This window comes from Sinorhizobium garamanticum, from assembly GCF_029892065.1.
Classification (GTDB): domain Bacteria; phylum Pseudomonadota; class Alphaproteobacteria; order Rhizobiales; family Rhizobiaceae; genus Sinorhizobium; species Sinorhizobium garamanticum.
In genome coordinates this window covers 2430755-2450508 of sequence record NZ_CP120373.1, presented here as the reverse complement: position 1 = coordinate 2450508, position 19754 = coordinate 2430755, and the positions used below count along the sequence as shown (strand labels likewise).

Sequence of the window (19754 nt, the reverse complement as noted above, 5' to 3'; positions counted from 1 at the left end):
AGGGAACATACGGCAGCAACGGAATGATTGGCATGGCACAGGCATCCGACAGCATCCGCTTCATCCTGAACGACACCGAGGTCGCCCTTTCGGACGTCGCGCCGACCGCGACACTGCTCGACTATCTGAGGCTGGAGCGCCGGCTGACCGGGACGAAGGAGGGCTGTGCTGAAGGCGATTGCGGCGCCTGCACGGTGCTGGTTGGCCGCCTTTCGAACGATGGCGAGAACGGCGAAAGACTCGTCTACGAAAGCGTCAACGCCTGCATCCGCTTTATCGGCTCGCTGAACGCGACGCATGTCGTGACCGTCGAGCATCTCGCGGCCAAGGACGGCACGCTCCATCCGGTGCAGCAGGCCATGGTCGATTTCCACGGTTCGCAATGCGGCTTCTGCACGCCCGGCTTCGTCATGTCGCTCTATGGCCTGTGGCTGACGAACGACAATCCGAGCCGGGCCGCAATCGAGAAGACGCTGCAAGGCAATCTCTGTCGCTGCACCGGCTATGAGCCGATCGTGCGGGCGGCAGAGGCCGCAGCGCGGGAACGCCCCTCGGCAATCTTCGATCCGATCACCCGTACGCGGCAAGCGGTCACCGCACGGCTGAAAGCGCTCCGCTCTACGAAAACGATCGTGATCCGCACGGGCGAGGACTGTCTGATCGTGCCGGCGGACGCGACGGGACTCGCGACGGCGCTGGACGAACATCCGACCGCGACGATCGTCGCCGGCGCAACCGATGTCGGTCTCTGGGTGACGAAGCAGATGCGACCGCTCAATCCGGCGGTGTTCATCAACGGCATCGCCGAACTGCAACGGATCGACCGCACGGACGCGGGCCTGACGATTGGCGCCAGCGTCAGCTATACGGCCGCGTTCGATGCCCTGTCCAATGCCTACCCGGCCTTCGGCCAGCTCATCGATCGCATCGGCGGCGAACAGATCCGCAACATGGGCACGATCGGCGGCAACATCGCCAATGGCTCGCCGATCGGCGACAGCCCACCACCGTTGATCGTCCTCGGCGCATCGGTCACCCTGCGATCGAAGAACGGCACCCGCACGCTGCCGCTCGAGGATTTCTTCATCGGCTACGGCAAGCAGGATCGCAAGCCGGGCGAATTCGTCGAAAGCATCTTCGTTCCCGCGCTGCCTGACGGCGATCGTTTCGCCGCCTACAAGGTCTCCAAGCGTCGCGACGAGGATATCTCCGCCCTCCTCGGCGCCTTCCGGGTTGCGCTTGACGAGGACAATCGCGTCCGCACCGCCCTCGTCGCCTTCGGCGGCATGGCCGCGACGCCCAAGCGGGCGAAGGCCGTCGAGGCGGCCCTCATCGGCCAGCCCTGGAGCGAGGAGGCTGTTCGTGCGGCGCAGGCAGCTTTCGAGACCGATTACCAGCCGATCACCGACTGGCGCGCCACGAGCGCCTATCGCATGTTGGCGGCAAAGAATCTGCTGATGCGCTTTTTACTGGAGAGCACCGGCGAGACGGTTCAACTCCAGCGTTTCGAGGACGTGGCATGAGTGCGGCATTCGAAGCCTGTGCCGTGAGATCGCCCCTCACCCTAACCCTCTCCCCGCAGGCGGGGAGAGGGAACAAAGGCCGCGCGGCAACGTCCCTTCTCCCCGTCAGAACGGGGAGAAGGTGGCCAGCAGGCCGGATGAGGGGCGCTTTCTTCGAAAGGAATCGACAAGATGGATAAGTCCACCTTCGAAGAACAGACCACCATTGCTGGCCCGATGCACATGCGGCTCCGCCACGACAGCGCCCACAAGCATGTGGCGGGAACGGCCGACTACATCGACGACATGCCCGAGCCCGCCGGTACCCTGCATGGCGCGCTGGGCCTCACCGATCGTGCTCATGCCGAGATCCTGGAGATGGACCTCTCCGCCGTCGTCGCGTTGCCCGGTGTCGTCTGCGTGCTGACCGCAAGCGACATGCCGCATTCGAACGACATCAGTCCCAGCCACCTGCATGACGAGCCGGTGCTGGCCGACGGGCGCGTGCAGTTCCATGGCCAGCCGGCCTTCGCCGTGATTGCCGAAACGCGCGACATCGCCCGCCGCGCGGCGCGGCTCGCGAAGATCACCTATCGCGACCTGCCGCATCTGATCGATGTGGCAGACGCCATGGCTCAAGGCGGCGAACTCGTGACGCAGCCGCTGACGCTCCAGCGCGGCGACGCGGAAGCTGAACTGGAACGAGCGCCGCGCCGGCTGAAGGGGCAGATGCGGATCGGCGGCCAGGAGCACTTCTATCTGGAGGGGCACATAGCCCTGGCCATTCCCGGGGAAGACGACGAAATGACCGTCTGGTCCTCGACGCAGCATCCAAGCGAAATCCAGCACATGGTCGCGCATGTGCTTGGTGTGCCGTCCAACGCGGTAACGGTGAACGTTCGCCGCATGGGCGGCGGCTTTGGCGGCAAGGAGACGCAGGGCAACCAATTTGCGGCGCTTGCCGCCGTCGCCGCGCGAAGGCTTCGCCGCGCCGTGAAATTCCGGCCGGATCGCGACGACGACATGATGGCGACCGGCAAGCGCCACGATTTCCTCGTCGATTACGACGTCGGCTTTGACGACGAAGGGCGCATCCACGCCGTCCATGCGAACTACGCCGCCCGTTGCGGCTACTCCTCCGATCTCTCTGGGCCGGTGACCGACAGGGCGCTCTTCCACGCGGACAGCTCCTATTTCTACCCGCATGTGAAGCTGACCTCGCAGCCGCTGAAAACCAATACGGTCTCCAATACCGCCTATCGCGGTTTCGGGGGGCCACAGGGCATGATCGGCGCCGAGCGCATCGTCGAGGAGATCGCCTATGCGCTTGGCAAGGATCCGCTCGAAATCCGCAAGTTGAACTTCTACGGAGAGAAGGGATCGGGCCGCGACGTCACGCCCTACCACCAGAAGATCGAGGACAATATCATCCATCGGATCGTCGGCGAATTGGAGGTCAGCGCCGATTACCAGGCGCGCCGCGCGGCAATCATCGAATTCAACAAGTCGAGCCGCGTGATCCGAAAGGGCATCGCGCTGACGCCCGTTAAGTTCGGCATCTCCTTCACCATGACCGCCTTCAACCAGGCGGGCGCGCTGGTGCATATCTATCAGGATGGCTCCGTCCACCTCAATCATGGCGGCACCGAGATGGGCCAGGGCCTCTACACCAAGGTGGCCCAGGTTCTTGCGGACAGCTTCCAGATCGATATCGACCGGATGAAGATCACCGCGACGACAACCGGCAAGGTGCCGAACACGTCGGCGACCGCGGCCTCATCGGGCTCGGATCTCAACGGCATGGCCGCCTTCGATGCGGCCCGCCAGATCAAGGATCGTCTTGTCGCCTTCGCCGCCGAACGCTGGCAGACAACCGCCGAGCACGTCACCTTCGTGGCGAACCATGTGAAGATCGGCGAAGAGCTCGTGCCCTTCCCCGATTTCATCCGGCAGGCTTACACGGCCCGCGTACAGTTGTCCGCCGCCGGCTTCTACAGGACGCCGAAGATCCACTGGGATCGAGCTACGGGGCGCGGCACGCCCTTCTACTATTTCGCCTATGGCGCCGCCGTCTCCGAGGTCTCGATCGACACTCTGACTGGCGAATACCTCGTCGACCGCGTCGACGTGCTGCACGATGTCGGCCGCTCGCTCAATCCGGCGATCGACCTTGGCCAGATCGAAGGCGGCTTCGTCCAGGGCATGGGCTGGCTGACCACGGAAGAGCTCTGGTGGGACGAAAAGGGACGTTTGAGGACGCATGCGCCCTCGACCTACAAGATTCCGCTCGCCTCGGACCGGCCGAAGATCTTCAACGTGCGGCTCGCCGAGTGGTCGGAAAACGCAGAAAAGACCATCGGACGATCGAAGGCCGTGGGAGAACCGCCCTTCATGCTGCCCATCTCCGTATTGGAGGCCTTGTCGATGGCGGTCGCGAGCGTCGCCGACTATCGCGAATGCCCCCGTCTCGATACCCCGGCGACACCCGAGCGTATTTTGATGGCGCTGGAAAGGCTCAGGGGAATCTGAGCAGTTCCGAGATTTGCCTGTTCATCTTTGACAGAAATGGCTGGGGCAGCAGGTCGCTCGGCCCTCACCTTTGCCTTCTCCCCGCAAGCGGGGCGAAGGTGGCCGGCAGGCCGGATGAGGGGCAAACAGCCTCGCCTACCGCAGGACCTCGTCATCCTGCCGGGGCATTCGCCCGTCGAGGATGCCCAAGTCCTTTTTCATGTAATCGGACGTGGAGTCGAGATCGAGTCTCAAGCCGATACCCCTGATGCGGCGGACGGTGAAAGCGACGGCGCGCACTACGCCCGCAAACGAAAGAAGCGGTTTTCTTTCAGTATATTCCAATACATCGCACGACATCTGAACACCCTTCGTAAGCGGTGAAGTTGACTTGCAGGATGCCGGGAAAGATGCTCGAATTCCAATCGAACATCCGTCTGCATGCATCAAGAGAACTTATCCATGAAAATGTCGAAGCAGTTCCCGCTGAACGCGCTAAGGATCTTCGAGGCCGCGGCCCGGCTCGGCAGTTTCACCAAGGCAGGCGATGAGCTCGGCATGACCCAGACGGCCGTCAGCTACCAGATCAAGCTCATCGAGGAGAATATCGGCGAGCCGCTTTTCCTGAGGCGCCCGCGGCAAGTCACGCTGACGGAGGTCGGCCAACGGCTGGCGCCCAGGGTGACGGAAGCATTCGAAATGTTGCAGGAGGCGGTTGCCTCGGCGCGCGGCGATGCGGCGTCCGCCCTGCTCATCAGTTCGACCGCGACCTTCGCGTCGCAATGGCTCGCTCGTCATATCGGCTCGTTCCAACTCGCCCATCCCAACATGGCCGTCCGCCTGTCGGCGAACGATGCGATGATCGATTTCAGCAAAGAGGCAGTGGACGTGGCGATCCGCTCCGGGTTGGGCGATTGGCCGGGTCTCGTTAGCCATCGACTGATGAAAGTGGAATTTACGCCGATGCTCAGTCCGGCGCTCGCTTCGACGGTCGGCGGGGTGAACGAACCGCGAGACCTCCTGAAGCTCCGCATCATCGACCCTCAAGACCGTTGGTGGCCGCTATGGTTTAGCGCTGCCGGCGTCCGCGATCCGGATCTCGAGGGCCGGGTTCCGACGCGGCTCGGTGCCCAGGCCTTCGAGGCAGGCGCTGCAATCGCCGGGCAAGGCGTGGCGATCCTTACTCCGCAATTCTATACCGATGACGTCGCACTCGGTCGGCTTTATCAACCTTTCGATCTGCGCGGCAGCGATGGCCACGACTATTGGCTGGTCTACCCGCATGCACGGCGCAACGTCGCAAAGATCCGCAACTTTCGCGACTGGATCCTCGCAGAGTTCAAGCAGGACGGCGCCGCCTAAAGTCTGTCGCGTGACTCTGTCGCGTGACAAGGAGTGCACGCACGGGTGTTGGGGCATTGTTTTCATACATGTTATTGGAAAAACGCTGCAGATTTTTGCACGACGTGCATTAAGGTGGCTCGACCTTCGCAAAGGCTCGCTGGATCGCCGAGAACGCCCCTTCCCCGTTTCCGCTTTTTTTCGCAAGGTACGTCAACGGAGAAAAAAAGGGACCTGAATGTACGAATTCGCCATTGCCTGGGAGTGGCTGGCCTTCGCCGCCCGCTGGCTGCATGTCGTGACGGCGATCGCCTGGATCGGCTCATCCTTCTATTTCATCGCGCTCGACCTTGGCTTGGTGAAGCGCAACCATCTTCCCCCCGGCGCCTATGGCGAGGAATGGCAGGTGCATGGCGGCGGCTTCTACCATATCCAGAAATATCTGGTCGCACCGGCTGCGATGCCGGAGCATCTCACCTGGTTCAAATGGGAATCCTACATGACGTGGCTCTCGGGCTTCGCCATGCTCTGCATCATCTATTATGGCGGCGCCGATCTTTTCCTGATCGACCGTCATGTGCTCGACATCTCGGCGACGACGGCGATCCTGATCTCGCTCGCCTCGCTCGGGATCGGCTGGGTTCTTTACGATCTTCTCTGCAAATCGCCGATCGGCAAGAGCACCTGGGGGCTGATGGCGCTGCTTTATGTCGTGCTCGTCGCCATGGCGTGGGGCTACACGCAGGTTTTCACCGGCCGCGCCGCCTTCCTGCATCTTGGCGCCTTCACCGCGACCATCATGTCCGCCAACGTCTTCTTCATCATCATTCCCAACCAGAAGATCGTCGTGGCCGACCTGATCGCCGGCCGTACGCCGGATCCGAAGCTCGGCGCCCAGGCCAAGCAGCGCTCACTCCACAACAACTATCTGACGCTGCCGGTCATCTTCTTCATGCTGTCGAACCACTATCCGCTCGCCTTCGCCACGGCTTTCAACTGGATCATCGCCGCACTCGTCTTCCTGATGGGCGTCACCATCCGCCACTGGTTCAATACCACCCATGCGCGCAAGGGCGAGCCGACCTGGACCTGGATCGTCACGGTGATCCTCTTCATCCTGATCATGTGGCTCTCGACAGTGCCGAAGGTGTTGACCGGCGAGGAACAGGCCGAGGCCGCCCCGGCCTTCAAGCGCTTCGCCGATAACGCGCATTTTCCGGCGGTGAAGGACACGATCTCGACCCGCTGTAGCATGTGCCACGCAGCCGAGCCCGTTTACGAGGGCATTGCCCGGGCGCCGAACGGCGTCATACTCGAAAGCGACGCCGAGATTGCCGCCCGTGCCCGCGAAATCTATATCCAGGCCGGGCGCAGCCATGCCATGCCGCCCGGCAACATAACCGATATGACGGCGGATGAACGTAGGCTGGTGACCGCCTGGTACGAAAGCGCCGTCGGGGAGACACGATGACAACCACCCTCATTCGCGGCCGCCTGCTGAGCTTCAACCGCGCCCCGCAAGCCATCGACGACAGCGCTGCCTATTCCTATGAAAGCGATGGCGCGCTGCTCATCGGGGACGGCGTGATCAAGGCGTCTGGCCCGTACGGGGTCGTCAAAGCCGCAGCGCCGGACGGCGTCACGGAGATCGATCATCGCCCGCATCTGATCATGCCCGGCTTCATCGACACGCATCTTCACTTCCCGCAGATGCAGGTGATGGCCTCCTACGCCGCCAATCTGCTCGAATGGCTGAACACCTACACGTTCCCGGAGGAATGCCGGTTCGTCGAATCGGCTCATGCCGAACGCATCGCCATTCATTTCTTCGACGAGATGATCCGCCATGGGACGACGACGGCGGCTGCCTATTGCTCGGTCCACAAGGCCTCCGCCGACGCCTTCTTCGCCGAAAGCCTGAAGCGCAACATGCGCATGGTCGCCGGCAAGGTGATGATGGACCGCAACGCTCCGCAAGGCCTGCTCGACACCCCTGGGATGAGCTATGACGAGACGCGGGCGGTCATCGCGGATTGGCACGGCAAGGGCCGCAACCACGTCGCCATCACGCCGCGTTTCGCCATCACCTCGACGCCGGAGCAGATGGAGGTCGCAAAATCGCTTGTCGGCGAATTCCCCGATCTGCACGTGCAGACGCATCTTTCCGAAAATCGCGACGAGATCACCTTCACCTGCGAGCTCTATCCGGAAGCGAAGGACTACACCGACGTCTATGCCCGCTACGGCCTGCTTGGACCGAAGAGCCTCTTCGGCCATTGCATCCATCTTTCCGATCGAGAGGCAGATGCCATGAGCGAGACCGGCTCCGTCGCGGTCTTCTGCCCGACCTCGAACCTTTTCCTGGGCTCGGGTCTCTTCCCGCTGCGCGCCTTGACGCGCCGGCAGAAACCGGTGCGCGTTTCGGTCGCCTCCGATATCGGCGGCGGCACCAGCTACTCGATGCTGAAGACGCTCGACGAGGCCTACAAGATCCTGCAGTTGCAGGCCGAGCGGCTGAACCCTTTCGACAGCTTCTACCTGATGACCCGCTGCAACGCCGAGGCGCTGTCGCTTGTCGAACGCATCGGCACTCTGGAGCCAGGCACCGATGCAGACCTTGTAGTGCTGAACATGGCGGCGACGCCGGCCATGGCGCTGCGTGCCGAAGTGGTCAATTCGCTGGCCGATGAGCTCTTCCTGTTGCAGACAATGGGGGACGATCGGGCGATCGTGGAGACCTATGTGGCCGGCCGCCCGGCCAAATCTTCGCTCGGTACAGTCTGAATCGAACAAGAGGTCAATTTTTTTGACCTCTTTCTCCCGAGAGCTATTACACGCCTCCTCAAATCATGATAATGGCCCCTACAGCGCCGGGCGTCCTATTAAGACGCAAAACGTCGCTGTAGCACTTTGAGTTGCTGCATGGTTTTACCGGAAACATGCAGTCGTCATTCATCGATGAAGGCCGTTCTCATGACGCAAATCCTCGAAATCCGCGATCTCAAGGCGCTCGCCAAGCGGCGTGTCCCGAAGCTCTTCTTCGACTATGCCGACAGCGGCGCCTGGACGGAGGGAACCTATCGCGCCAACGAGGAGGATTTCCAGAAGATCAAGCTGCGTCAGCGGGTACTGGTCGACATGAGCAACCGCTCGCTGGAAACGACGATGATCGGCCAGAAGGTGTCGATGCCCGTCGCCCTTGCGCCGACGGGCCTCACGGGCATGCAGCATGCCGACGGAGAAATGCTGGCGGCGCAGGCGGCGGAGGCTTTCGGGGTTCCCTTCACGCTTTCGACCATGAGCATCTGCTCCATAGAGGATGTCGCCTCGGTCACCACAAAGCCCTTCTGGTTCCAGCTTTACGTGATGCGCGAGCGCGAATTCGTGCTGAACCTGATCGACCGCGCAAAGGCCGCCAAATGCTCGGCGCTGGTCCTGACACTCGATCTGCAGATCCTCGGCCAGCGGCACAAGGACCTGCGCAATGGCCTGTCCGCGCCACCGCGCATGACACCGAAACACCTCTGGCAGATGGCGACGCGGCCGCGCTGGTGCATGAAGATGCTCGGCACTAACAGGCGCACCTTCCGCAACATCGTCGGCCACGCCAAAAGCGTCACCGATCTTTCCTCACTGGGCGCCTGGACCAACGAGCAGTTCGATCCGCAGCTTTCCTGGAAGGACGTCGAATGGATCAAGGAGCGCTGGGGCGGTCCGTTGATCCTCAAGGGAATCCTCGATCCCGAGGACGCGAAGATGGCGGCAAAGACCGGTGCCGACGCGATCGTCGTCTCGAACCACGGCGGCCGCCAGCTCGACGGCGCACCGTCATCGATCAGCATGCTGCCGCGCATCGTCGAAGCCGTCGGGCATCAGATCGAAGTCCATATCGACGGCGGCATCCGTTCCGGCCAGGATGTGTTGAAGGCCATCGCCCTCGGTGCGAAGGGAACCTTTATCGGCCGCCCCTTCCTCTACGGCCTCGGCGCCATGGGCAAGGAGGGCGTGACGCTCGCGCTCGAAATCATCCGCAAAGAGATGGACATCACCATGGCACTCTGCGGCAAGCGCAACATCACCGACGTGAGCAGCGACATTCTCGCGGAATGATCAGCTTCCGCGATAGGTCGAGTACCCGTAGGGCGAAAGCAGCAGCGGCACGTGATAGTGGCTTCCGGGATCGGCGATCCCGAAGCGCAAGGGGATGAGGTCGAGGAAGGCCGGCTTCGGAAGGACGACGCCGGTTGCCCGGAGATAGTCGCCGGCGTGGAACACCAGTTCGTAATTGCCCGCCATGAAGGCCAAGCCTTCGACCATCGGTCCGTCGACGCGCCCGTCACTGTTCGTGTGGACCGAGCGGATCAATTGCCGTTCCTCACCCTCCAGCCAATAGAGATCGATCCTCAAGCCCTCGGCCGGTTTGCCGAGCGCAGTATCGAGAACGTGGGTCGTAAGTCGCCCGGTCTTGCTCATCGCTTCATTTCCTTCAGAAGGGAGCGGGAATGACGAAAGGCTCGTCGTAGAAGAATTCTTCCAGATTGTTGCCCGGCCCTTCGCGATCGACGACGATGAAATCGCTCGCCGCTTCGACCGCCATAAGCGGATGATGCCAGACGTTGCGGCCATAGTTGACCCCCTGCCGTCCGCTCGCCAGGAACACCCGGGGACTGCTCGGCCGCCCGCCTTCATCCTCGGCCACCACTGCGAGCCACGGCCTATCATCGAGCGGCGAAAAACTCTGGCTGCCGAGCGGATGCCGCTCCATCATCGTCACGGCATAGGGGAACGCGCGCGGCTGGCCGCGAAAGATGTTGATGATGACGCCGGCGCCCTCGCCCGTCACATCGGCCCGCGCAAGTGCGTGAAACCGTTCGGTGTTGCCGCCATTGATGAAGCGCATCGATGCCGGATCCGCTTCGATGACACTGCCAAACGGGGCAAAAGCCTCCTTCGTCAGGGGCTCGATCGAAAGCAGGCGCGACATCAGGCTTCAGTTCCGCAGCATGCGGGCGCGCCGCGCGATGCCGAGGCGGACAAGTCAGGGACGGCACTTTTAGGCATTTTCATCTCCGGGGAGCATGGATCTGAGCCGCAGCCGGGCGATCTGCTCCACCTGCGCGCAGGCGGTTTCAAATTCTTCTTCTTTCGAGTTGTCAATCCGCGTTTCGAAGGCAGCGAGAATGTCGTCCTTCGTCAGCCCCTTGACCGCAATAATGAAGGGGAAGCCGAATTTCTTCGTATAAGCCTTGTTGAGCGCAATGAACCGCTGATGTTCCTCGGGTGAAAGGCGGTCCAATCCGGCGGACGCCTGCTCCGCCCGGGAGTCGGCGGTCAGCTTGCCGGCGATCGCGAGTTTTCCGGCGAGATCCGGATGGGCCTTGAGGACGGCAAGACGTTCGGCGGGCGAAGCCGCACGAAACGCGTTGCAGAGTGCCGAATGAACGCTGCCAGCGGTCAGCCCGGCGGCAGCGGCGCGGTCGTAGGCGCGCTCCGCCACCCATGGCGAATGCTCGAAGACACCGCCGAAGCGAGCGACGAAGGCCTCCCTGTCAGACATCAGCGCACACCTTCCGGCTTGTGATGATCGTACCAATGGCGCGCAATGTCGATGCGGCGCGGGATCCAGACCTTGTCGTGGGACAGCACGTAATCGATGAAGCGGGCGAGCGCAGCCGCGCGGCCGGGCCGGCCGACGAGGCGGCAATGCAGACCGATATTTATCATCTTCGGACTGCCTTCCTTGCCCTCCGCATAGAGCACGTCGAACGTGTCTTTGAGGTAGGTGAAGAACTGGTCGCCGGAATTGAATCCCTGATTGGTCGCAAAGCGCATGTCGTTGGCATCGAGCGTGTAGGGAATGATGAGATGCGGCTTGTCGGCGGTCAATCCAGGAACCCAGTAGGGAAGCTCGTCCGCATAGGAATCGCAGGAGTAGAGAAAGCCGCCCTCCTCCAGCACGAGCTTCAGCGTGTTGACCGAAGGCTTGCCCTGATAGATGCCGAGCGGCCGCTCTCCTGTCAGTTCCGTATGCAGGCGGACGACCTCGCGGATATGCTCGCGTTCCACTTCTTCCGGGAAATCCTTGTATTCGAGCCAGCGTAGCCCGTGGCTGGCGATTTCCCAGCCCGCCTCCTTCATCGCCGCGACCGCTTCCGGGTTGCGCGCCATCGCAAGCGTCACGCCATAGACCGTGAGCGTGACGCCGCGGCTGGTGAACATGCGCCACAGCCGCCAGAACCCAGCACGAGCGCCATACTCGTAGATCGATTCCATATTGAGATTGCGCTGACCCGGCCAGGGCTGCGCGCCGACGATCTCCGACAGCAGGCATTCGGATGCCGGATCGCCATCGAGAATGCAGCTTTCGCCCCCCTCCTCATAGTTCAGGACGAACTGCACGGCGATGTGCGCATCACCCGGCCAGCGTACCTGCGGCGGTGTCCGCCCATAGCCTACGAGATCGCGCGGGTAGGAAGTCTCTGCCATCAAATCACCCTTCGATTTTTCCGGAACGGTAGCACCGCGAACCGGATTGTCGAGATGAATTTGACGCTTGCGAGGGGCGTCTAACTGCCCGCAAGCAAAGAGGCCATGATGAAGGGGATGGGCCTGGCGGCGCGACCGTCGGCCGGGTTTTCGACGCCCTGCCGTTTCGCCGTGCCGTCGCGCAGGCGGGCGGAAATCTTGCCAAGTGGATGCTGCGAATGGACCCGCATCGGCGCGCCTGGATCCTGCTCGATGAACAGGGCAAGGCTGCCGATCGCTAACGGCCTCTCCAAATGCGGCTCGAAAAGCTCCCTGAGGGGCGCCTCCATGCGTCGGGCGGTTTCCGGATTCAAGGCGCCCGTCACCTTCATGTGAAAGCGATACTCGTCCATCACATAGGGATCGCCCCAGCGATACAGGTTGGTGAATTGCGGTGCCGTCAGCCGGTCCGGATCGCATCGTTCGATTTCGTCCTCGCTCATCGGGGCGCGAAACCTGTCGAATGCCTGCACGACACGGGCGGCAAGCAGGTGCATTTCGAGGCTCGGCACCTGCGGCACGAGCCCCCAGCACTGGCTGAATCGGGCAACCTCCATCCGCGCGATTTCAAAAGGCGTTTCGGCACTGGCGAAATGCATCAGCGACTTCAGCAGCTCGGCTTCGTCCGTCGCCACGTTGAGGGAGAACGGCGCCATGATCATGGCATGAAAGCCGAAGCGGCGGGGTGCTGCCGTATGGAAGGCGATCTCCGAAACGCTCAATCCGGCAACAGAAGGCAATTCCGTCGGCTCATCCGAATAAACGTTCCGCCCGAGCCAGCTGGCGGCCACTGCCGACAGCGGGTCCCCCATAGGCGGGGTGAAACAAATGGCGTAACGCATGGCGCAAGCTCCGGAAGTCCGTAGATGGCCGCCCTATTAGGTGATTTGCATGACAGATTGACGAACTTGGCGGCTCGGAACCGAGCCATGGATCGATCGCCCAGAAGCGACGGAGGCGTGTCATGCAAAGCAAGATGGACCATCGAAACTCGCGGCGTCGAAACCCTGCCAAGTCCTATCGACATCCCGCGCCGATCCGGCAAGGCCCTATTGTCAACACAATAGGTGCAGTTACTACGTCGCAGCGCTTCCCTTGAAGCGTGGAGAATCGCGCAATGGTGCAAGGCAGCAATCTGCCGTTTTAAGCACCGCCGCGCCGGAGGAAATCTACCCGCGGTTTCCTTTAATGGTCGGTACCGGCCGCCTGCTTGGCGGGCGAATGCCTTGTTGTGTCCAGGCGAGACGCCGGTGACCGGCCGCTTACACTCAGCATGAGTAACCGAAGCAAAAAGCGGGGATCAGAGCGAGGGCAGGCTTTGCTGGACCAAACTTCCGTATCAATCATCATCACCAACTATAACTACTCACGCTTTCTGAGGCGCTGTATTGACAGCGCGTTGGCTCAAGATCACCCGCATACCGAGGTTATCGTCGTCGACGATGCCTCATCCGATGGATCGCCAGATATCATTCGATCATACGGCGACAGGATCCGCGCCTGTCTGCGACCGGCAAACGGCGGACATGCGGCCGCCTTCAACACCGGTTTCGCCGCAAGCGCGGGCGACATCGTGTTCTTTCTGGACGCCGACGACTATCTCTATCCGACTGCCGTATCCGAGGTCGTCAATGCATGGGATGCCTCAACCGCACAGTTTCAGTTCAGGCTCCATCTCGTCGATCAACGAGAAAAGGTAATGGATATCTTCCCGCCGCCGGAGCAGCCATTCGATACGGGCGACGTAACGCCAAAACTGTTTCATCGCGGTCGCTATCAGACGACAGTCACCAGCGGCCTTGCCTTCGCCCGTTCGGCCCTGGAAGCGGTGATGCCGATGCCGGAAGGAAAATTCAGGCAAGGAGCCGATGGCTATCTTGCAACTGTGGCTCCGCTGCATGGACAGGTCCAGGCCACGGACGATTGCCTCGGAGCATACCGCATGCATGGTTCCAATCATTCGCTGTTTGCCGAAAAGCTGGCCGAACGGGCCCGCTGGCGCGTGCAGCATGACTTCCGCCGCCTCGAGGCTCTTTCCGCTGAGGCGGCCGCCACCGGATCGCAGTTGCAGCCGGGGATCGCCCTGCGCGACCCGACCCACCTCGAAGAGCGGCTCGCGTCCTTGTGCATCGAGGAGACTCGGCACCCGGTCAGAAATGACTCGCGGCTGCGCCTGGCGACAGCCGGTGCAACCGCGAGCCTTGCCATGAATTACTCTATCCGCAGGCGCGCCGTGGAAGCGATCTGGTTCCTTGCGGTCGGGGTGCTTCCGCGGCAGTTGGCGACGTCGGTGCTCTCCTGGAAGCTCGTGGCATCCTCCCGCCCGGCCTTCCTGTCTCTGCTGTCAAAAACCGTACGGCGGGCAATGGGCTGACGCTACTGCATGTTTCCTTAAATCGTAGCCGATTTAAGGATAAAACATGCGGCAATTCAAAGTGCTACAGCGTCCTTTGCGCGTCTCACAAGACGCGCGGCGCTGTCGGTCATGGGGCGCCCTCAGGCAGCGTGCGGACTTGATGCCGTAGCGCCGCGATGTGGTGCGCGCACGCAAACGACTCCGGAAGATCGATCGTCGGCCGCCCAATGATGTCGTCGATCACGAAGCGCGCCAGCGCGTGTGCTATGCCGAAACTCACTTTGAAGCCGCCGGTCAGCACGGACAGATTGTCGTGATCGGGATGGCGGCCGACGATCGGCTCGCGCCCCGTCGCCTTCGGGCGCAGTCCGGCCCAACGTTCGACCACCTGCGCGCCGCGCAACGCGGGCGCTATCGCTTCGGCTCGCCGGATCAGCGCGTCCAGTTGATCGTCCGTCGAATACGGCTCGTCGAAGCGATTTTCGCTGGTGCTGCCGATCGCCACGTGACCATCTTCATGCGCAACGATGTAGAGCCCGTCGGTGAAGATGATTGGCGAAGCCGGATCGATATCGGCGCTAAGCAGCGCTGCCTGTCCCTTGACCGCACCGCCGCTCGGCGCCTGTGCCGAACGCGCGAGGCGGTCGATCAGGCAAAAGCTTTCGACGCCGGCGGAAAGGATGCAATGTCTGAAGGAGACCACCCTCCCGTCCGAGAGCGAGAGCCGTCCGCGTTGAGGATCGAGCGCCGCAACCTCGGCGCCCTCTTCGACCCGGACATGGGGGAATTGCTCAAGCGCAGTCTTGAGAACCTGCACCAGACGCCGCGGCGCCACTCTCGCAGCGAGCGTGTCGTGGACGATGCCGAAGGGCGCCGCCTCTGCCGCCGGCCAGTCGCAGCCGGCATCCACATCCCGGACATGCCAATGGAACGGGCGTTCGCCGGAAATCCAATGCCGCGCCGCATCCTGCTCGTGGCCCAGGGCGATGTCTCTTAGATGCGGTCTGCCAAGCGGCATGAGCCGGCCGCAGCGGCGATAATCGGCCGATAGTCCGGTCGCTCGCTGCAGTTCGGCGATCTCGTCTTCGAGCGCGACCAACGCATCGAACTGGAATTGTTTCTTTGCGTTCCATCGGTCGGGCATATGCGGCATCAGCGCGCCGAGCAGGCCTCCGCTCGCGCCCGCGCCTGTGCTGCTGCGCTCGACAAGGCACGTCGCGATACCGGCCCGGCCGGCCATCACGGCGGCCCACAACCCCATGACACCGCCGCCCACGATCAAAAGTTCACTCATCGATTGACCTTCTACGGCATAATTCCTTAGATCGAATTCGATCGAAGGGAAAATTATGCAGCGTTTCAACGTGCTACAGCGACCCTTGCGCGTTTTCAAAGGGTCGGAAGACGACTATCGCCATGACAGCACCTGATCTCCGCCAGAGCCATCCGCCATCACGGCAGAACCTCGAATGGCACGAGGGCGATATGCCCTACTCGATGGAATTTGGCGATCACTTTTATTGCCGCATTGACGGCCGGCTGGAATGCGGTCATGTCTTCCTCTCCGGCAACCGGCTGCCGCAACGCTGGCAGACGGCAGAGAGGTTCGTCATCGGCGAGCTCGGCTTCGGCACGGGCCTCAATTTCTGCGAAACCTGGCGGCAATGGAAGCAGACGCGGACGGCGACGGGCCAGTTGCACTTCATCTCCTTCGAGCGTTTCCCGATGCCGGCGGCCGATATCGACCGGGCACTTTCGCACTGGCCGGAAATTTCCGATGAAAGACAGACGCTTATCGCAAGTTGGCCGGAAATACCGGACGGCCACGTCGATCTCGACTTCACGGATGGGGTTCGGTTGACGGTGGTGTGCGGCCCTGCGCTTGAGAGTCTCGGCGCCTCGGAGCACAGATTCGACGCCTGGTATCTCGACGGGTTTGCTCCATCGCGGAACCCGGACATGTGGTCACAGGAGCTGATGCAGCTGGTGTTCGACAAGGCCGCGTCCGGCGGCACCTTCGCGACCTATGCCGCGGCCGGCTTCGTCCGCCGCAATCTCGAGGCGGCCGGGTTCATCGTCGAGCGGCGCCCAGGTTTCGCCGGCAAACGCGAGATGCTGCGCGGCGACAAGCCCTGACCTACAGCGCCGCGTTGGCAATTGCGACGGCGCTTTTCAACCTCTGCTACCCTGCACGAAGTGAACTGTCGCAAATGGCGGGCCATGGCGCATCAAAATCTGCGACAGAGATCCAACGGAGACGCGGGGGTGGATCTTTCATGACCGACAATCAATTCCGGGACGCTGCGGCAGGCGAAACTTCACCGCTGGAGCGACGCCGCCGATCTGGCGGCCGAGGCGCGGAACGGTCACGAAAGCCAGCGGCCACGAAATACCTCAAACTCGTCAACACGTTGGCGAAGTCGACGGTCCTCTCGGAAGATGCACTCGAAGCCATACACGACGCTTCCCTGACGATCCTCGAAGAAATCGGCATGGACATCATCCTGCCGGAGGCGCGCGATCGCATGAAGGCGGCCGGCGCGGACGTGACGCCCGGCACAGACCGCGTCCGCTTCGATCGCGGTCTGATCATGGAGATGATCGCCTCGGCTCCCTCCGGTTTCACCATGCATGCGCGCAATCCGGCGCGAAACGTCGAGATCGGAGGCAACAACCTCGTCTTCGCGCAGATCGCCAGCGCGCCCTTCGTTGCCGATCGCGAAGGCGGGAGGCGCACCGGCAACCAGGAGGATTTCCGCAAACTGGTCAAGCTGGCGCAGTCCTACGACATTGTGCACACCACGGGCGGCTACCCGGTCGAACCGGTCGACCTCCACGCCTCGATCCGTCACCTGGATTGCCTCTCGGACATGGTGAAGCTGACCGACAAGGTGTTTCATGCCTATTCGCTCGGTCGCCAGCGCAACACCGACGGCATCGAAATCGCCCGTATCGGCCGCGGCATCTCGATGGAGCAGATGCAGCGGGAGCCGTCGCTCTTCACAATCATCAATACCTCTTCGCCGCTCCGCCTCGACGGCCCGATGCTTCAGGGCATCATCGAAATGTCGTCGCGCAATCAGGTGGTCGTCGTCACCCCCTTCACGCTCGCCGGCGCCATGGCGCCTGTCACCATCGCCGGGGCCCTGGTGCAGCAGAACGCCGAAGCGCTTTGCGGCATTGCCTTTACCCAGATGGTGCGCAAGGGCGCGCCGGTCATGTATGGCGGCTTCACCTCGAATGTCGACATGAAGACCGGCGCGCCCGCCTTCGGGACGCCGGAATACATGAAGGCCGTCATCGCCGGCGGCCAGCTCGCGCGCAAGTACAACATCCCCTACCGCACATCCAACACCAACGCGGCGAATACGCTCGACGCGCAGGCCGCCTATGAGTCGGCACTTTCGCTCTGGGCGCTGACCCAGGGCGGCGGCAATTTCGTCATGCACGCGGCCGGCTGGACCGAGGGCGGCCTGACAGCCTCGTTCGAGAAGTTCATCCTTGATGTCGATATGCTGCAGATGGTGGCTGAATTTCTCCAGCCACTCGATGTCAGCGAAGATGCACTCGGTCTCGATGCGGTGCGGGATGTCGGTCCCGGCGGACACTATTTTGGTACGATGCACACGCTCCAGCGCTACGAGACGGCTTTCTACTCGCCGATCCTTTCCGATTGGCGGAATTTCGAGACGTGGACAGAAGCGGGTCGGCCGACCACCTACGATCATGCCAACCGCGTCTTCAAGCAGAAGCTCAACGAATATGAGCGCCCCCCGCTCGATCCGGCGATAGAAGAAGAACTCGACGCTTTCGTCGCCAGGCGCAAGGAGGAAGGCGGCGTACCGACGGATTTCTGACGGCACGCCGAGAGTAGAGCAGTATCTCGCGCGCTACGGAAACACCACGGAGCGGACCGTTGCGATCAGTTGGTCCGTGGGCACGGCGACGCAGTTGCGATCGATCTCCGCAACGGTCCTTTCCTTGACCTGGTGCGAAAGCAGCTTCCTGAGGTCGCCCAGCGTCCTGGGCGCTGCACAGATCACAAGGTTCTCGAAGGCGTGCTCAAGCGCATAGTGGTCGAGTTTCCCGGCAATCTCCATGGCGAAGCGGTGCTGTTCCTCGCGAACCGGATCGCTGCTGTATTCCATGGCCGAGCGGCCGTAGCCGACCGACGTGTGACTGCGGCCGGGTTTGTCGGCCATGATATCCTGAGCTCGCTTGGCTTCGATCTGGTACGTCTCCACTTCCGGTTGCTGACGTCCATCTTTCAGCAAGTTGACGTCCTTGACGATCCGCGCCGTGTTGCCGTCGGCTGTCAGTATCCAAACCCGGTTCCGCACTATTTTCTCCCCTGTGTCGTCGATGGCAGATAGATCGGCGAATGCCTAAAGGACGGAACGACTGAAGTCGCGCCAAGTTCCTTACGCCGAAGGTCTAACGTCCGATTTCACGCGCGCCCCAGCTCCATTCGGGCAATATAGGCGTCGAAACTGCGCTCCGGAGCCGGCTCGTACCGCTCCCGCTCGGTCTTGAGGGAAACGATCCTGTCGACGCGGAAATCACGGAAGTCCTGGCGCAACTCGCACCAGGCCGTCACCAGCCAATAGTGCCCGAAAACGCTAAGGCCGAGTGGGCAGATTGTACGCTCGGACGTTTCTTCTGCAAGACTTTCATACGTGATGCGCAGCTTGCGCCGTCCGGAAATCGCTTCACGGATTTCGCCAAGCAACACCGGCGGGTCAGGCTGGAGTTGAGATCGAAAGGCGCGCAGCGGCGCACTTCTCAGCTTTCTTGCATGCTCGGCCGGCAAACTATGGCCGATCTTCTCCATGGCCTCGCGGGCCGCTTGAGCCAGGCGCCGATCGCCGAGCATCTGTACGGCCCGGACGCCAAAGGCAAGCGCCTCCAATTGCTCAAAGGTGAAGGCAAGCGGCGGCGCATCGAAAGCGTCGCGCATAAGGTAGCCGACGCCGCGTTCGCCATCGATCGGTGCACCAGACGCGATCAGATGCTGCATGTCGCGGTAGATCGTTCGCGGCGCGACTTCCATCCTCTCGGCGATCTCGCTCGCCGTCATCACGCGACCTGAGGCGCGCATGAGCTGGATGATTCGGAACAATCGGTCGGCGGGCCGCACGGTTCTCCTCCTGCAACATTATGGCCATAAGGCTGGCAGTTGGGGTGTGATTAAGTCAAGCGGTATTCAGCAAGGAGACAAGCATGACATCCCCGAACATTCTCGAACTCGCCGTCTGTACCATCACGGACAAGGACGCGGCACTTGCGGCCCGCGAGCGCGCCATGCAGGCCGTCTCCCGTTATCCAGGTTTCGTTTCCTGGCGTGCCCTTACGGCATGCGAGACGGCCGACATGATCGCCGATCTCGTCGCATGGGAATCGCTTGAAGCGGCACAGGCAGCCGGCAAACGCGTTCTCACTGACCCGGATTTCGCCCCTTACATGGCAGCGATCGGCTCGGTAAAGCTGATGCAGCACTTCGTCACCGAGCAGCAGATATAGGT

At 62.1% G+C, this 19754-nt stretch carries 18 protein-coding genes; 10 read left to right on the top strand and 8 right to left on the bottom strand.

From position 1 onward, the window contains the following. Positions 1-32 precede the first annotated feature (32 nt). From xdhA to PZN02_RS11375, 6 genes are all read left to right on the top strand, one after another. Entirely contained in the window at positions 33-1523 is a 1491-nt protein-coding gene (gene xdhA / locus PZN02_RS11400; protein WP_280658109.1) for a xanthine dehydrogenase small subunit, read from the top strand. Positions 1524-1694: 171 nt separating this feature from the next. Further along, positions 1695-4031: a xanthine dehydrogenase molybdopterin binding subunit gene (xdhB, locus tag PZN02_RS11395; RefSeq protein ID WP_280658108.1), complete on the top strand. Its 2337-nt coding sequence runs from the start codon at positions 1695-1697 to the stop codon at positions 4029-4031. 441 nt (positions 4032-4472) lie between these two features. Then, complete coding sequence (locus tag PZN02_RS11390) at positions 4473-5372, top strand: LysR substrate-binding domain-containing protein (protein ID WP_280658107.1); 900 nt, start codon at positions 4473-4475, stop codon at positions 5370-5372. A 217-nt stretch (positions 5373-5589) separates the two neighbouring features. Next, positions 5590-6822, top strand: a complete 1233-nt coding sequence (puuD, locus tag PZN02_RS11385) for a urate hydroxylase PuuD (protein WP_280658106.1) — start codon at positions 5590-5592, stop codon at positions 6820-6822. Then, entirely contained in the window at positions 6819-8135 is a 1317-nt protein-coding gene (guaD, locus tag PZN02_RS11380; protein ID WP_280658105.1) for a guanine deaminase, read from the top strand. Before puuD ends, guaD begins: the two co-directional genes overlap by 4 nt. A gap of 189 nt (positions 8136-8324) precedes the next feature. Next, on the top strand, positions 8325-9461 hold the full coding sequence (locus tag PZN02_RS11375; protein WP_280658104.1) for an alpha-hydroxy acid oxidase: 1137 nt from the start codon (positions 8325-8327) through the stop codon (positions 9459-9461). Here PZN02_RS11375 and uraH read toward each other — a convergent pair whose 3' ends face one another. From uraH to PZN02_RS11350, 5 genes are all read right to left on the bottom strand, one after another. Then, entirely contained in the window at positions 9462-9824 is a 363-nt protein-coding gene (gene uraH / locus PZN02_RS11370) for a hydroxyisourate hydrolase (protein ID WP_280658103.1), read from the bottom strand. Between the two features lie 13 nt (positions 9825-9837). Further along, entirely contained in the window at positions 9838-10335 is a 498-nt protein-coding gene (locus PZN02_RS11365) for an ureidoglycolate lyase (RefSeq protein WP_280658102.1), read from the bottom strand. 69 nt (positions 10336-10404) lie between these two features. Then, complete coding sequence (uraD, locus tag PZN02_RS11360; protein WP_280658101.1) at positions 10405-10908, bottom strand: 2-oxo-4-hydroxy-4-carboxy-5-ureidoimidazoline decarboxylase; 504 nt, start codon at positions 10906-10908, stop codon at positions 10405-10407. Continuing rightward, positions 10908-11837, bottom strand: coding sequence for an allantoinase PuuE (gene puuE / locus PZN02_RS11355; protein ID WP_280658100.1), 930 nt, complete (start codon positions 11835-11837; stop codon positions 10908-10910). Before puuE ends, uraD begins: the two co-directional genes overlap by 1 nt. Positions 11838-11917: 80 nt before the next feature. Beyond that, positions 11918-12718 (bottom strand): DUF1045 domain-containing protein, encoded by an 801-nt coding sequence (locus PZN02_RS11350; RefSeq protein WP_280658099.1) that lies wholly within the window; start codon positions 12716-12718, stop codon positions 11918-11920. Between the two features lie 431 nt (positions 12719-13149). On the opposite strand from PZN02_RS11350, the gene PZN02_RS11345 reads away from it, so the two are divergent. After that, positions 13150-14250 (top strand): glycosyltransferase family 2 protein, encoded by a 1101-nt coding sequence (locus PZN02_RS11345; protein WP_280658098.1) that lies wholly within the window; start codon positions 13150-13152, stop codon positions 14248-14250. Between the two features lie 109 nt (positions 14251-14359). Here the strand turns inward: PZN02_RS11345 and PZN02_RS11340 are convergent, their stop codons facing one another. After that, complete coding sequence (locus PZN02_RS11340) at positions 14360-15526, bottom strand: NAD(P)/FAD-dependent oxidoreductase (protein WP_280658097.1); 1167 nt, start codon at positions 15524-15526, stop codon at positions 14360-14362. Positions 15527-15648: 122 nt separating this feature from the next. Here PZN02_RS11340 and mnmC2 point away from each other — a divergent pair, with 122 nt between their 5' ends. Then, entirely contained in the window at positions 15649-16368 is a 720-nt protein-coding gene (mnmC2, locus tag PZN02_RS11335; RefSeq protein ID WP_280658096.1) for a tRNA (5-methylaminomethyl-2-thiouridine)(34)-methyltransferase MnmC2, read from the top strand. A gap of 140 nt (positions 16369-16508) precedes the next feature. Next, complete coding sequence (locus tag PZN02_RS11330) at positions 16509-18089, top strand: trimethylamine methyltransferase family protein (protein ID WP_280658095.1); 1581 nt, start codon at positions 16509-16511, stop codon at positions 18087-18089. 33 nt (positions 18090-18122) lie between these two features. Here PZN02_RS11330 and PZN02_RS11325 read toward each other — a convergent pair whose 3' ends face one another. Further along, on the bottom strand, positions 18123-18572 hold the full coding sequence (locus PZN02_RS11325; protein ID WP_280658094.1) for a host attachment protein: 450 nt from the start codon (positions 18570-18572) through the stop codon (positions 18123-18125). A 107-nt stretch (positions 18573-18679) separates the two neighbouring features. Beyond that, the gene (locus PZN02_RS11320; protein WP_280658093.1) at positions 18680-19369 is read right to left on the bottom strand and encodes a helix-turn-helix transcriptional regulator; all 690 of its coding nucleotides are present in this window, start codon (positions 19367-19369) and stop codon (positions 18680-18682) included. 83 nt (positions 19370-19452) lie between these two features. On the opposite strand from PZN02_RS11320, the gene PZN02_RS11315 reads away from it, so the two are divergent. Further along, on the top strand, positions 19453-19752 hold the full coding sequence (locus PZN02_RS11315) for a hypothetical protein (RefSeq protein WP_280658092.1): 300 nt from the start codon (positions 19453-19455) through the stop codon (positions 19750-19752). The last annotated feature ends 2 nt before the right edge of the window (positions 19753-19754 follow it).

What these genes read in the sequence shown, in the direction of transcription:
- xdhB (WP_280658108.1), top strand. Translation starts at nt 1,695, where the DNA reads ATGGATAAGTCCACCTTCGAAGAACAGACCACCATTGCTGGCCCGATG.
- guaD (WP_280658105.1), top strand. Translation starts at nt 6,819, where the DNA reads ATGACAACCACCCTCATTCGCGGCCGCCTGCTGAGCTTCAACCGCGCC.
- PZN02_RS11350 (WP_280658099.1), bottom strand. Translation starts at nt 12,718, where the DNA reads ATGCGTTACGCCATTTGTTTCACCCCGCCTATGGGGGACCCGCTGTCG.
- PZN02_RS11365 (WP_280658102.1), bottom strand. Translation starts at nt 10,335, where the DNA reads ATGTCGCGCCTGCTTTCGATCGAGCCCCTGACGAAGGAGGCTTTTGCC.
- PZN02_RS11375 (WP_280658104.1), top strand. Translation starts at nt 8,325, where the DNA reads ATGACGCAAATCCTCGAAATCCGCGATCTCAAGGCGCTCGCCAAGCGG.
- uraH (WP_280658103.1), bottom strand. Translation starts at nt 9,824, where the DNA reads ATGAGCAAGACCGGGCGACTTACGACCCACGTTCTCGATACTGCGCTC.
- PZN02_RS11340 (WP_280658097.1), bottom strand. Translation starts at nt 15,526, where the DNA reads ATGAGTGAACTTTTGATCGTGGGCGGCGGTGTCATGGGGTTGTGGGCC.
- PZN02_RS11315 (WP_280658092.1), top strand. Translation starts at nt 19,453, where the DNA reads ATGACATCCCCGAACATTCTCGAACTCGCCGTCTGTACCATCACGGAC.
- uraD (WP_280658101.1), bottom strand. Translation starts at nt 10,908, where the DNA reads ATGTCTGACAGGGAGGCCTTCGTCGCTCGCTTCGGCGGTGTCTTCGAG.
- mnmC2 (WP_280658096.1), top strand. Translation starts at nt 15,649, where the DNA reads ATGACAGCACCTGATCTCCGCCAGAGCCATCCGCCATCACGGCAGAAC.
- PZN02_RS11390 (WP_280658107.1), top strand. Translation starts at nt 4,473, where the DNA reads ATGAAAATGTCGAAGCAGTTCCCGCTGAACGCGCTAAGGATCTTCGAG.
- xdhA (WP_280658109.1), top strand. Translation starts at nt 33, where the DNA reads ATGGCACAGGCATCCGACAGCATCCGCTTCATCCTGAACGACACCGAG.
- PZN02_RS11330 (WP_280658095.1), top strand. Translation starts at nt 16,509, where the DNA reads ATGACCGACAATCAATTCCGGGACGCTGCGGCAGGCGAAACTTCACCG.
- PZN02_RS11345 (WP_280658098.1), top strand. Translation starts at nt 13,150, where the DNA reads ATGAGTAACCGAAGCAAAAAGCGGGGATCAGAGCGAGGGCAGGCTTTG.
- puuD (WP_280658106.1), top strand. Translation starts at nt 5,590, where the DNA reads ATGTACGAATTCGCCATTGCCTGGGAGTGGCTGGCCTTCGCCGCCCGC.
- puuE (WP_280658100.1), bottom strand. Translation starts at nt 11,837, where the DNA reads ATGGCAGAGACTTCCTACCCGCGCGATCTCGTAGGCTATGGGCGGACA.